Source organism: Desulfurispora sp. (assembly GCF_052744395.1).
In genome coordinates this window covers 12164-25291 of record NZ_JBRAJI010000003.1, presented here as the reverse complement: position 1 = coordinate 25291, position 13128 = coordinate 12164, and the positions used below count along the sequence as shown (strand labels likewise).

Genomic DNA, 13128 nt, shown 5'->3' with positions numbered 1-13128 from the left:
AAGATGCGGGTCACTTTTCCGCATATGGGTAATCTGTGGATCAGTCTGAAAGCCATGCTCACATATCTGGGGGTGCCGGTGGTAGTACCGCCACCGTGCAACAAACAGGCTCTCCAGGCAGGAGCCAAGTGGGCTCCTGAATTTGCCTGTCTGCCTCTCAAACTGAACCTGGGCAATTTCATCCAGGCCCGGGAGATGGGAGCGGACACCATTGTTATGGCCGGTGGCTGCGGTCCGTGCCGTTTTGGCTACTATGCCCAGGTGGAACATGTTATCCTGCGCGACCTGGGCTACGACTACCATCTGGTGGTCATGGAACCGCCGGAAAAACATATCGGAGAACTTCTCCAGAGAATCAAGTACATCACCGGTCAGAAATCCTGGTGGCAGGTCATGCAGGGCATCCGTTTTGGTTTTCGCAAAGCCTGCCTGGTTGATCGCCTGGAGAAAAAAGCTTTTTACCTGCGCCCGCGGGAAAAACGACGGGGAGCTACCGAACAGGCTCTACAGGCGGCCCTGAGCATACTGGATGCGGCCAGTAACTGGGAAGAACTGGAGGAGGCCCGGCAGCGAGCCTGGCAACTTTTGGAGGAGGTACCCACTGTACACCGGCCGGTGCTGCGGGTAGCCCTGATCGGGGAGATTTACACCCTGCTGGAGCCTTTTGCCAACCTGGAGCTGGAAAAAAGGCTGGGCGAGATGGGTGTAGAGGTGGACCGTTCCATCTACCTTTCGGAATGGATTAATGATCATCTCTTTCTGGGACTGGTGCGAGGCATGCGCAGCAGCAAGGCCTTTCATCAGGCTGCCCTGCCCTACCTGGCACATTTTGTGGGAGGGCACGGTCAGGAAAGTGTGGGCAGTGCGGTATACTACGCCGGCCAGGGTTATGACGGAGCTATTCATGTATTGCCATTTACCTGCATGCCGGAAATTGTGGCTATGGGCATACTGCCCCGGGTCAGTCAGGACACGGGTATGCCTGTAATGAGCCTGATTGTGGATGAACATTCGGGGGCTGCCGGTGTGCAAACCCGCCTGGAGGCCTTTGTGGATCTGCTGGCCAGGCAAAAAAGAAGTAAAGGAGCGTTAGCCTGAATGAAAGGGTTTCTGGGAATTGATGTGGGTTCGGTGAGTACCAACCTGGTATTCCTGGATGACGACCGGGTGGTGCGGCAGGTTCTGTACCTGCGCACCCAGGGGCGCCCTCTGAAAACTCTGCAGGAAGGGTTGCAGCAAATGGCCCGGTTGCTCCCGCCCAAAACTGTTGTGCGAGGTGTGGGAACGACGGGCAGCGGGCGGCATCTGGCCGGCGTGATGGTGGGTGCCGATGTGGTCAAGAACGAAATCACCGCCCACGCCGTGGCAGCCAGCGCTGCGGTCCCCGGTGTGCAGACCGTGCTGGAAATAGGTGGTCAGGATTCCAAACTGATTATTTTGCGTCACGGTCTGGTGATAGATTTTGCCATGAACACGGTCTGCGCCGCGGGAACAGGCTCTTTTTTGGATCAGCAGGCCGCCCGGCTTAACCTGCCCGTGGATCAGTTTGGTGAACTGGCTCTGCAAGCTGTTTCTCCCGTGCGCATAGCCGGCCGCTGTGCAGTCTTTGCCGAGTCGGACATGATCCATAAGCAGCAGATGGGACACAGCCTGGCCGATATTGTGGCCGGTCTCTGCCGGGCTCTGGTGCGCAACTATCTGAACAATGTGGCCAAGGGCAAACCGCTGCTGTCTCCCATTGTCTTTCAGGGAGGGGTGGCGGCCAATGCGGGCATGCGCCAGGCTTTTGCTGAAATTCTGGGTGAAAAAATCATCGTACCGCCCAACTATCACGTCATGGGAGCGGTGGGAGCGGCCCTGCTGGCGGCAGAACACGCTCTGACCGGCATACCCAGCCGGTTCAAAGGTTTCCAGGTGGCCCAGCACAGCTTTGCCACCGGCGGCTTTTCCTGCTCCGGCTGCCCCAATAGCTGCGAAATTGTCGAGATCCGGGAAGAAGGGCAGATCATCGCCCGCTGGGGTGATCGCTGCGGCCGCTGGTCCCAGGAACTGGATCAAACCGGCCAGGAACAAGAAATGGAAAAAATCAGCTGAAAAACAGCTGATTTTTTTGTACCCGGAGGAAAATCAAACTACAGGGAGAATGTTGTTTTAGGAAAATATTTTTCCGCTGAAAATAAGCAATCGAATCATCAGATGAGAGGTGAAGGTGATCATGTACCTTTTGCAGGATATACACAATCTGATTGCTGAACTGGTGCAAAGCAGCCCGCATCCGCTGTACAGTACGCCGCTGGTCGGAGTGGCTAGCGCAGATGACCCTTTGTTTGCCCGTCTCCGAGAACTGGTGGGACCGGGGCATCTGCTGCCCCGGGACATTCTGCCCGAAGCGCGCAGTGTGGTGGCCTTTTTTGTGCCTTTCCGCCGGGAACTGGTACTGGAAAATAAAAACCACCCGTATGTGGCGCGCAGCTGGGCGGAAGCCTACATTGTCACCAACCAGTTAATCGAACATATCTGCGCCATGCTGGCCGCTCACCTGGCCAACCGCGGCATCAGGGCCGCCTGGCAGAAACCCACCCACAACTTCGATCCGGAAAAGCTGGTCTCTTTCTGGTCGCACAAACACGTTGCCTATATTTGCGGCCTGGGTACCTTCGGACTGCACCATATGCTGATCACAGCCGCCGGCTGTGCCGGGCGACTGGGCAGTATAGTTCTGGATTGTGAACTGCCGGTTACCCAGCGCCCGGAGCAGGAATATTGCCAGTACAAAAGAAAGGGCACCTGCCAGGTATGTGTCAAAACCTGCCCCACCGGCGCACTAACCGCGCAGGGGTTGAACAAAAAACTCTGCTACATTCATCTTCTGGAGGTGGATGCCCACTACCGGGATTTAAGCCTCTGTGATGTTTGCGGCAAATGTGCCACCGGCCCCTGTGCCTGCTACCAGCACTGACTGTGCCGTGTTGATCACGGCAAATTTTATTGACTGATCGCAATTAATTAATTAGAATTATTTTATGTTTGTATTCACCATAGAAGATTTCCCAGAAGAGAGGAGAATCAGCCGAGATGAGTGAGAGAAAAATTCTGCTCACCGAAAGTGAAATGCCCCGGGCCTGGTACAATATCCAGGCCGACCTGCCCGAACTGCCCCCGCCACCCCTCAATCCAGCCACGCTGCAGCCGGTTACGCCGGAAGAACTGTCGGCTATCTTCCCACCCGATCTGATTGCTCAGGAAGTGAGCACCGAGCGCTGGATTGAAATACCGGAAGAAGTACAGGAAATATATAAAATCTGGCGGCCTTCGCCCCTCTATCGGGCTAAAAAGCTGGAGCAGGTGCTGGATACTCCGGCCAAAATCTTCTTCAAGTACGAAGGGGTCAGCCCGGCCGGTAGCCACAAGCTCAACACTTCGGTACCCCAGGCCTATTATAATAAAAAGGCCGGCATCAAGAGGCTGGCCACCGAGACCGGTGCCGGACAGTGGGGCATTGCCCTGTCCCAGGCCTGTACCTTCTTTGGCCTGGAGTGTACTGTATACATGGTAAAAGTAAGCTATAACCAGAAGCCTTACCGGCGCTCCCTGATGGAGATTTTCGGTTCCACTGTTATTGCTTCACCCAGCGAACACACTGACGCCGGCCGGCGCATTTTAGAGCAGGACCCGGACTCGCTGGGCAGCCTGGGTATTGCCATCAGCGAGGCGGTGGAAGATGCGGCCGGACGGTCCGACACCAACTACGCCCTGGGCAGTGTGCTCAACCACGTCTGCCTGCACCAGACCGTGATTGGCCTGGAAGCCAGAGTTCAGATGGCCAAGGCCGGTTACTACCCCGACGTAGTCATCGGCTGCTGCGGTGGCGGGAGCAACTTTGCCGGCCTGGCTTTTCCCTTTGCCCATGACAAACTGGTACACAACGCCCGGGTACGGCTATTAGCGGTAGAGCCGGTATCCTGTCCCACGCTCACCAGGGGTAAATTTGCCTACGACTACGGCGATGTGGCCGGCCTGGCGCCGGTGGTGCAGATGTATACCCTGGGGGCCAATTTCATGCCACCGGGCATCCATGCCGGCGGGCTGCGCTATCACGGAGACTCTCCTCTGGTCAGTTTGCTGGTACACCAGGGGCTGGCCGAAGCCCGCGCGCTGGGGCAGACAGCCATCTTCCAGGGGGCCACTCTCTTTGCCCGCTGCGAAGGGATCCTGCCCGCTCCCGAATCGGCTCACGCCGTGCAGGCGGCTATTGAAGAAGCCCTGGCGGCCCGGGAGGCGGGGGAGAGCCGGGTGATTCTGTTTAACATGAGCGGCCATGGACTGCTGGATCTGCCGTCCTACGACCTGTTTATGGCGGGCAAACTGGAAGACTACCCGCTGCCCGAAGAAGATCTGCAAAAGGCCTTGCACCGGTTGCCCCGGGTGGAGTAAAACTGCCGAAATGTTGGAAAGAAGCCGCGCCGGCATTTGATTGACACCTGGTTGCAGCACATGTTAAAATTATGACAAATTGCATAGGGTGTACCTCATCTCCGCAGGGGGGTGGGGTAGAGGCGCGGACCGGCAAGAGTACTGCGGGGGATGTCTGCAGGAGAATGAACCCGCGGGAAAGGGCCGTCCGCCGAAGTGCAACAGCTGTCCTGCTGCGGCTGTTGTACTGGGCCGGCATCGAACAGGTGTCGGACTGTCACCCCCGGCTGTCCCGGCCGGGAGTGGAGTGCTATCTCACCGCGGGGAGGAGGGGATTGGTATTGCCTGTTCCAGCGGCCATGCATATATTATTTGTTGGCCGCTTTTTGTTTGGAGCAGCAAGACCTGTGCCGGCATTCAAACGGGCGGGCTACGCTGCTCTTGGCCTGGTTTCTTCATGGTAACCAGTCCATGACACTACCATCCAGGAGGTAATACAAAGCGATGAAGCTGCAAGGTACCATGCAGGCAGGGGCCGACGGCCACCTGTATATTGGCGGTTGTGACGTGGTGGAACTGGCCCGCCAGTTTGGCACACCGCTTTATATAATAGACGAAGCCTGCTTTCGTGATAACTGCCGCCAGTATTACCGGGCCTTTACCGAACGCTATGGCGCCCGGGTCATTTATGCAGCCAAGACTCTGCTCACTCTGGCCATCTGTAAAATAGTCCAGGAAGAAGGCCTTGGCCTGGACGTGGTGTCCGGCGGTGAGCTGTACACAGCGCTCAAAGCTGGCTTTCCCATGGAAAGGGTCTACTTCCACGGCAACAACAAGTCGCCTGCCGAACTGCAGATGGCCCTGGAGGCCGGTGTGGGCCGCTTCATGGTAGATAATCTTTATGAGCTACACCTTTTGAACCAGCTGGCCGGAGAAAAGGACGTGCTGGCCAGGGTCATCCTGCGCATCACCCCGGGTATAGAGGCTCACACCCACGAGTACATCAAGACCGGCCAGATTGACAGCAAGTTCGGCCTGGCCATTCAAACCGGGCAGGCGGCAGCAGGCGTACGGGAAGCTCTGAACTGCCCGCATATCGACCTGGTGGGACTGCACTGCCATATCGGTTCACAGATCTTCGAGCTGGAATCTTATATCCACGCCGCCCGGGTAATGATGGACTTTGCTGGACAGATGAAAGGGGAAACCGGCTGGATGCCCGCCGAGCTGGATCTGGGCGGCGGCCTGGGCATATACTATGTAGCCGGCGATGCGCCCCAACCAGTGCAAGTTTACGCCGACAGTGTGATAGAGGCGCTCCAAGAAAAAGCCCATCAGTATGAGATGCCCGTTCCTACTCTACTGGTGGAGCCGGGGCGCTCCATCAGCGGCCCGGCCGGATCCACGGTTTACACCGTGGGGGCGATCAAGGACATTCCCGGCGTTCGCAAGTATGTGGCCGTGGATGGCGGAATGGGTGACAACCCTCGCCCGGCCCTGTACCAGTCCCGTTACGAAGCCTGCCTGGCCAATAAGATGGATTGGCCGGCCGAAGAGAAGGTATCTATAGCCGGGAAATGCTGCGAATCAGGAGACATGCTGATCTGGGACATCGAGCTGCCCCGGGTGGAAACCGGGGACATCCTGCTGGTCAGTTGTACCGGCGCCTATAACTACACCATGTCCATGAATTACAACCGCCTGCCCCGGCCGGCCATGGTGCTGGTACACAACGGGAAGGCCGACCTGATCCTGGAGCGAGAAACCTACGCCGATTTAATCCGCAACGACCGAATCCCGGAGCGATTGCAGCAGGGTAAATTGCTGCACATGGCCGCCTGGCGTTAAAACACAGCCTGTACCGCGTGGTACAGGCTGTTTGTCTGGGAGGCAATATTTACACTGCCCGGAGCAATCTGGTAGAATATATAAGTTAACAAATTTCGACTGGCGGCAAAGGGGGCAGCAGAACAGTTTGGAAATAATCACGGCCCACACCAACACCGATCTGGATGCACTGGCTTCCATGGTTGCCGCGCAAAAGTTGTACCCGGAAGCAGTGCTGGTTTTTCCGGGCAAGCTCTCCCGCAACGTGGAAGAGTTCATGTCTCTGCATAAAGACATCTTTGAGATCAAGGACATCAAAAGCATTCCTCTAAACAGGGTACAGCGCCTCATCCTGGTGGATACCAAAAACCCGCGCCGCATTGGCAAACTGGCCGAAATTCTGCAAAACAAAGCTTTGGAGATACATATCTACGACCACCATCCCTGGGCGGAGGGTGATGTGCGGGGCAGTGTGGAAGTAGTGGAAAGTGTGGGAGCCACTGTCACCCTGCTGGTGGAAAACATTCGCCGCCGTTCTCTCACCATCTCTCCGCTGGAGGCCACCATTTTTGCCCTGGGTATTTATGGCGATACCGGCTCGTTGCTCTTTACCAGCACCACGCCCCGCGATGTGCAGGCGGTGGCTTATCTGCTGGAAAATGGAGCCAACCTGTCTGTGGTAGCGGAATTTCTGGGGCGTCCCATGACTGACGAGCAGAAAGCCCTGCTGCGCCAGCTACTCATGTCGGCCGAGCGCCACGTGATCAACGGCTGCAAGGTGCTGATCGCCCGGGCCAGCTGTCCGGAGTTTGTGGTGGGTCTGGCTATGCTCACCCACACCATTTCGGAAATTGAACGCCTGGATGTAATTTTTACTGTTGTCCATATGGAAGACCGGGTGCATATTGTGGGTCGCAGCAATGTGAGCGAGGTCAATGTGGCGGAGATTCTGGCCCCTTTTATGGGCGGCGGACATCCCGGTGCTGCTTCGGCCACGGTGAAGAAGGGCGATATCAACGAAATTGCGGAAAAGATTGTGCGCATCATGCAGGAAAAAGTCCGCCCGCCCCTGGCGGCAGCCGATATCATGTCCGCACCGGTCAAAACGGTTTTCCCGGAAACCACCATTGCCGAAGCCAATCAGGTGATGATGCGCTATGGACACACCGGTTTGCCGGTAGTACAGGGACTGGAAGTGGTGGGGGTGATTTCCCGCCGCGATGTGGAGAAGGCCCACCGGCACGGTCTGGGTCACGCTCCGGTGAAGGGTTTTATGACTACCAATGTCATTACCGTGGGACCCAATATGCCGGTTTCCGAGTTGCGCGAATTAATGATTGAAAATGACATCGGACGGGTGCCGGTGGTGCAGGAAGGGCGGCTGCTGGGCATTGTCTCCCGTACCGATGTGCTGAAGACCCTGCACCACGCCGAGGTGAAAAAGCCGGTCAAAACCGTCTACGTTTCGCCCATCCGACCGCAGCTCAATGTTAGCGAGTACCTGCGCAAAGGTCTGGCTCCGGAAACCTGGGACCTTTTGCAGACCGCCGGGGAATTGGCTGAGGAACTGGGTTACCAGTTATATGCTGCCGGAGGTGTGGTGCGCGACCTGTTAATCGGATACGGCAATCTGGACATTGACCTGGTGGTGGAAGGGGACGGAATCACCTTTGCCCGCACGCTGGGTCATCAAATTGGTGTCAAAGTGCGAACACATGAAAAGTTTGGCACCGCCGAGCTGGTATTCAAAGACGGTTTTAAAATTGATGTGGCCACCGCCCGGGTGGAATACTACGAATATCCGGCCGCCCTGCCCCGGGTGGAAACTTCATCCATCAGGCAGGATCTGTACCGCCGCGACTTCACGATCAATGCCATGGCCGTCGCTCTGAATACCGAGCGTTTTGGCGAACTGATCGACTTTTTCGGCGGGCGGGAGGATCTGCAGTTTGGTCAGATCCGGGTGCTCTACAATCTGAGCTTCATTGAAGACCCCACGCGCATCCTGCGGGCAGTGCGTTTTGAACAGCGCTATGGCATGAACATCGAACCTCAAACCCTGAATCTATTAAAAGAAGCTGTGCGGCAAAACATGCTGGACCGGGTCTCCCGCGAGCGCATCTGGGATGAACTGTACCACATCATGCTGGAACCGGCCGCCGGCAAAATGCTGGCCCGTCTCAACTCGCTGCAGATCTGGCCCCAGGTTTTCCCCGGGGTTACCTACTGGGAAGTACAGCCCGTGTTGAACAATCTGCACCAGGCCATCGAGATGCTGGAGGAGTGGGACTGCCCCTTGCCGGCCGAGCAATGGCTGCCCTACATGATTGCCATTCTGCACTGGTCGGATGAGGAAACTGCCCTGCAGATCTGCCGCCGTTACAATTTAAACAAACGCCAGACCGAGAAAATACTGGTTACCCTGGACAGGTGGGGCGATGTGCTGTCCGAAGTTTGGCGCACACCCGAAGAAGGTAACCTGGGCCAGCTGGCCCAGTCGATTATGTCCCTGCCCCGGGAGTCCTACCCGCTCCTGCTGGCTGTGCTGGATGAAGAATGGATGCACCAGCGCCTGCGGCGCATTCTTACTGCCATTGAATACAATAAGCCCCGGCTGGACGGCAAGTATATCCGGCAGCTGGGCATAAAGCCCGGTCCAATCTACCGCCAGGCCCTGCAGGCCCTCTGGCAGGCCCGGCTGGATAACCGGGTAACCAGTGAGGAGGAAGAAAAACAGTTTTTAAAGCAGTTTTTGGGACTGGCCAGTACGGACTAGGGGGAGAAAAGATTGTTCAATATCCATTTTCCCAGCCTGAGCGAGCTGGCCGTCATGCTGCCGGCCATTGTGGTGGGTCTAACCATGCACGAATTCGCCCACGGCTGGGCTGCCTACATGCTGGGCGACAACACCGCCCGGCAGGCAGGCCGCCTGACGCTTAATCCGCTGGCCCACATTGATCCGGTGGGGCTGCTGCTTCTGTTCATAGCCGGCTTTGGGTGGGCCAAACCGGTACCTGTTAACCCCTTTCACATGTACGGCGACCGGCGGCGCGGCATGCTGCTGGTAGCGCTGGCCGGTCCGGCCACCAACCTGCTGGTGGCCCTGCTGGCAGCCGTACTGCTGGGGCTGGGCCTGTGGCGCTGGCCATATCTGCAGGACGTCATGCTCCAGATGGTCACCATCAATGTAGTGCTGGCCATATTCAACCTGCTGCCGGTACCACCCCTGGATGGCTCCAAAATTTTGGCCGGCCTGCTGCCCGGCCGGCAGGAGTGGCTGTGGCAGTTGGAACAGTACGGCACCATTGTCCTGCTCTTGTTACTGTTTACAGGTATACTGGGACGTGTGCTGCAAATCATCATTCTGCCGGTACTGCGGCTGATGATCAATTTCGCTCAGTACATTGCCGGCATGGTGACGTAATGACCACCGGTATGAATTTATTCCCATCAGGAAAGGAGCTAAAACATGCGTGTACTCTCCGGTATTCAACCTTCGGGCAATCTGCACATCGGCAATTATTTTGCCATGATGAAGCGGATGATCGAATACCAGGAAAACAATGAACTATTTTGTTTTCTGGTAAACTACCACGCCCTGACCTCGGTTTTTGACGGCGATGCCCTGCGCCAGCGCACCTTTGAGGCTGCCTGCGATTTTTTGGCCCTGGGGCTCGATCCTGAAAAGTCGGTCTTCTGGGTGCAGTCCGATGTGCCCGAAGTGACCGAACTGACCTGGCTGCTGTCCAATGTTACCGGCATGGGATTGCTGGAACGCTGTCATTCTTACAAGGACAAGCTGGCCAAGGGCATCCCGGCCAACCACGGCCTCTTTGCCTATCCCGTATTGATGGCCGCCGACATCCTGCTTTACGGCGCGGATAAAGTGCCGGTAGGCAAGGACCAGAAGCAGCATCTGGAGGTGGCCCGCGATATTGCCCTGCGCTTCAACCACACCTACGGTGAAACTTTTGTCATTCCCGAGCCCGATATTGAGGAAGATGTAGCCACTATTCCGGGAATCGACGGGCTGAAAATGTCCAAGTCCTATGATAACACCATAGAAATATTTGCCGACGAGCAAACCCTGCGGGAAAAGATCATGCGCATCAAGACCGACCCCACTCCGGTGGATCAGCCCAAACCCATTGAGGGTAATATCCTTTTTGATATATACTGCCTGTTCCTGGACCAGCAGGGGCGGGAGGAGTTGAAAGAACGCTTCCTGACCCCGGGCTTGAAGTACGGTGAGGTGAAAAAAGAACTGTTTGCCGTGATCTGGGAGTACTTTGCTCCTTACCGCCGGAAGCGGGAACAGCTGATCAAAGAAAGGGATACCGTTCTGGAGGTGTTGCGCCAGGGGGCACAAAAAGCCCGCCGGGTGGCTGCCGTTTATCTGGAAAAAGCCCGCCACAACGTGGGCCTGGATTACTGGAATTAAAGCTGTCAGGCTGCTCTGCTGTAAGGAGCAGCTTTTTTCTTTCCCCGGTATAGGGCCGGGCCGGGGTGGAAAACTATACCGGGAGTGTGAAATGTGGTGGTCAAAGCGGGGCTGCTCATCGCCGGGGCAGTACTGGTCATTATCGCCGGCTTGCTGTTTATCCCTTCTCGCTTTCAGATCCAACTCTTTCTGCAGGGCGTGCAGGCAGAGGTGGTTCTGCGCCTGCCGGGAGGGTGGAGAAAAAAAATCATCATCAACCTGCCATCCCGAACTGCCGGTCCTGAGGGAGACGGCAACCGCGGGAATGAACTGAACATAATGCACCGCCTGAGCCGCCAGCTCTGGACCACCGTCTATCCCCGGGTATCGATCAAAGAATTGCACGTCAGCTGTACTCTGGGCCTGGTAAATCATCCGGATCTGACCGGCTGGTTGTACGCCCTCTATTGCGCCGGTCACCAGACCATCAAACAGCTGGTGAGCAGCTGGACAGGACTGACCGGTTGCCGTTTCACCTTCTCCTTATACCCGGTATTTACTGTAAATTGCTTTACCCTGCAGGCCAGTTGCATATTCAAGGCCAGCCTGGCAAATATTATCCGTACAGGCTGGCAATGGCGTAAAACAACTGCCAGTATCCGGCAAACAACAGGAAGGAGGGGGTAACGAGGTGTCCGAACATCCCATAGAAAATTTGATGAAAACAGCCATGGAAAGCATCAAGCAGATGATTGATGTGAACACTGTGGTGGGTGATCCGGTGGAAACACCGGACGGAACCGTGATCATTCCGGTTTCCCGCGTGGCCTGCGGCTTCGGGGCGGGAGGCGGAGAGTACAACTGCCAGCCCGGACCGGGCCAGGAAAAGCAGAACCAGTCCGGAGAAGCTCCCGGTTTCGGGGGAGGCAGTGGTGGTGGAGTAGTGGTGCACCCGGTGGGTTTTCTGGTGGTGAACAAAGGACAGGTGCGGTTTTTATCCGTGGGTCACAACGCCATCTACGATCGCCTGCTGGATGTAGCTCCGCAGTTCATCAATCAGCTGCAGGGACTGTGCGGTTCCCGTCCGGCGCAACCCCAGCAGGAACAGCATCCGGCAATCACCTGAAAGGGTGTGTGCTAAATATTGACCATGGTTTATGGCGAGCGCTGGCGGAGCGTTCGCCTTTGATTTTTCCGACGTCTATAAAAAACCTTTACGGGAATATGTCGAGACAGAACCGCATACATATTCAACACAGCCAGTCCAACAGCTGGCAGAACCATCCTGACCTGGCGAGGGGGCAGGGACAATGGTGAACTTGATCTGGCTGGCCATGATCCTGATCGGCATTGCTGTGGCCGGCTGGCAGAACAACATTCAGGTGGTCACCCAGGCCGCCCTGGAAGGAGCAGCTCAGGGTGTCAAAACCTCTCTGGGGCTGATCGCCATCATTTCTTTCTGGCTGGGCCTGATGAAGGTAGCTGAAGCGGCCGGTTTGGTACAAGCCCTGGCCTGGTTGCTGTCACCGCTGATCCGTTGGCTTTTTCCGGAAATACCCCGCCGGCATCCGGCCATGGGGGCGATCATCCTCAATTTGAGTGCCAACATTCTGGGCCTGGGCAACGCGGCCACGCCCATGGGACTGGTTGCCATGCAGGAAATGCAGCGCTTAAACCACGGTGATCCCCGTACCGCCAGCAAATCCATGTGCACCTTCCTGGCATTGAACACCTCCTGCATCACCATCGTTCCCAGCACCATTATCGGCATTCGGGCCATGCACGGTTCGACCGATCCCACCGCCATAGTGGGCACCACCATTCTGGCCACGGCCTGCGGCATGACCGGTGCCATTATTCTGGATAAAATATTCCGGCGTATCTACAGACACACAGCCTAGGACAGGGAGTATCATCTATGTTTGAATTGCTCAATCAACTATCCCGCTGGGTGGTACCCGGCCTGATGGCCCTGGTACTGCTGGTGGCCTGGCTCAGGCGGGTTAACGTTTTCGAGGTGTTTGTGGCCGGTGCCGAGCAGGGCTTCAGTACAGCGGTACGTACCATCCCCTACCTGGTAGCCATGCTGGTGGCCATCCATATTTTCCGTGCCTCCGGAGCCATGCAACTTATGGCCCGGTCCCTGGCTCCCTGGCTATCCTGGATGGGTCTGCCTCCCGAACTGTTACCCCATGCCATTATGCGCCCTCTGTCCGGTGGCGCAGCCCTGGGCATTGCCACCGATATCATTGCTCGCTACGGTCCGGACAGTTTCCTGGGCCTGCTGGTTTCCACCATGCAGGGCACCTCGGATACTACTTTTTATGTGCTCACTCTCTATTTTGGGTCGGTGGGTATAGTGCGCTATCGCTACGCCGTTTACACCGGCCTGGCCGCCGACCTGATCACCCTGCTGGCCTCACTTCTGGTAGTAAGATTGACTTATACCGCCGCTGGATAAAGCCACT

At 56.7% G+C, this 13128-nt stretch carries 12 protein-coding genes and 1 riboswitch; all 12 genes read left to right on the top strand.

What is annotated here, in order from left to right:
* The first annotated feature begins 3 nt into the window (after positions 1 to 3).
* The 12 genes from ACUVTU_RS01420 (at position 4) to ACUVTU_RS01365 (ending at position 13121) form a co-directional block, all read left to right on the top strand.
* Entirely contained in the window at positions 4 to 1098 is a 1095-nt protein-coding gene (locus ACUVTU_RS01420; RefSeq protein ID WP_445888176.1) for a CoA protein activase, read from the top strand.
* On the top strand, positions 1099 to 2094 hold the full coding sequence (locus ACUVTU_RS01415) for an acyl-CoA dehydratase activase (protein WP_445888175.1): 996 nt from the start codon (positions 1099 to 1101) through the stop codon (positions 2092 to 2094). It abuts the gene before it with no gap.
* 121 nt (positions 2095 to 2215) lie between these two features.
* Positions 2216 to 2959, top strand: coding sequence for an epoxyqueuosine reductase (locus ACUVTU_RS01410; protein ID WP_445888174.1), 744 nt, complete (start codon positions 2216 to 2218; stop codon positions 2957 to 2959).
* 116 nt (positions 2960 to 3075) lie between these two features.
* Positions 3076 to 4434: a TrpB-like pyridoxal phosphate-dependent enzyme gene (locus ACUVTU_RS01405; RefSeq protein ID WP_445888173.1), complete on the top strand. Its 1359-nt coding sequence runs from the start codon at positions 3076 to 3078 to the stop codon at positions 4432 to 4434.
* A 109-nt stretch (positions 4435 to 4543) separates the two neighbouring features.
* A riboswitch (Lysine riboswitch) is annotated at positions 4544 to 4734 on the top strand.
* A gap of 183 nt (positions 4735 to 4917) precedes the next feature.
* Complete coding sequence (gene lysA, locus ACUVTU_RS01400) at positions 4918 to 6261, top strand: diaminopimelate decarboxylase (protein WP_445888172.1); 1344 nt, start codon at positions 4918 to 4920, stop codon at positions 6259 to 6261.
* 127 nt (positions 6262 to 6388) lie between these two features.
* Positions 6389 to 9016, top strand: a complete 2628-nt coding sequence (locus ACUVTU_RS01395) for a CBS domain-containing protein (RefSeq protein ID WP_445888171.1) — start codon at positions 6389 to 6391, stop codon at positions 9014 to 9016.
* A gap of 12 nt (positions 9017 to 9028) precedes the next feature.
* Positions 9029 to 9664, top strand: a complete 636-nt coding sequence (locus ACUVTU_RS01390; RefSeq protein ID WP_445888170.1) for a site-2 protease family protein — start codon at positions 9029 to 9031, stop codon at positions 9662 to 9664.
* 45 nt (positions 9665 to 9709) lie between these two features.
* Complete coding sequence (trpS, locus tag ACUVTU_RS01385; RefSeq protein WP_445888169.1) at positions 9710 to 10681, top strand: tryptophan--tRNA ligase; 972 nt, start codon at positions 9710 to 9712, stop codon at positions 10679 to 10681.
* A 93-nt stretch (positions 10682 to 10774) separates the two neighbouring features.
* On the top strand, positions 10775 to 11347 hold the full coding sequence (locus ACUVTU_RS01380) for a hypothetical protein (protein WP_445888168.1): 573 nt from the start codon (positions 10775 to 10777) through the stop codon (positions 11345 to 11347).
* Positions 11348 to 11351: 4 nt separating this feature from the next.
* Positions 11352 to 11786, top strand: coding sequence for a GerW family sporulation protein (gene ytfJ, locus ACUVTU_RS01375; protein WP_445888167.1), 435 nt, complete (start codon positions 11352 to 11354; stop codon positions 11784 to 11786).
* Between the two features lie 184 nt (positions 11787 to 11970).
* Entirely contained in the window at positions 11971 to 12561 is a 591-nt protein-coding gene (locus ACUVTU_RS01370; protein WP_445888166.1) for a nucleoside recognition domain-containing protein, read from the top strand.
* A gap of 17 nt (positions 12562 to 12578) precedes the next feature.
* Positions 12579 to 13121 (top strand): spore maturation protein, encoded by a 543-nt coding sequence (locus ACUVTU_RS01365; protein WP_445888165.1) that lies wholly within the window; start codon positions 12579 to 12581, stop codon positions 13119 to 13121.
* The last annotated feature ends 7 nt before the right edge of the window (positions 13122 to 13128 follow it).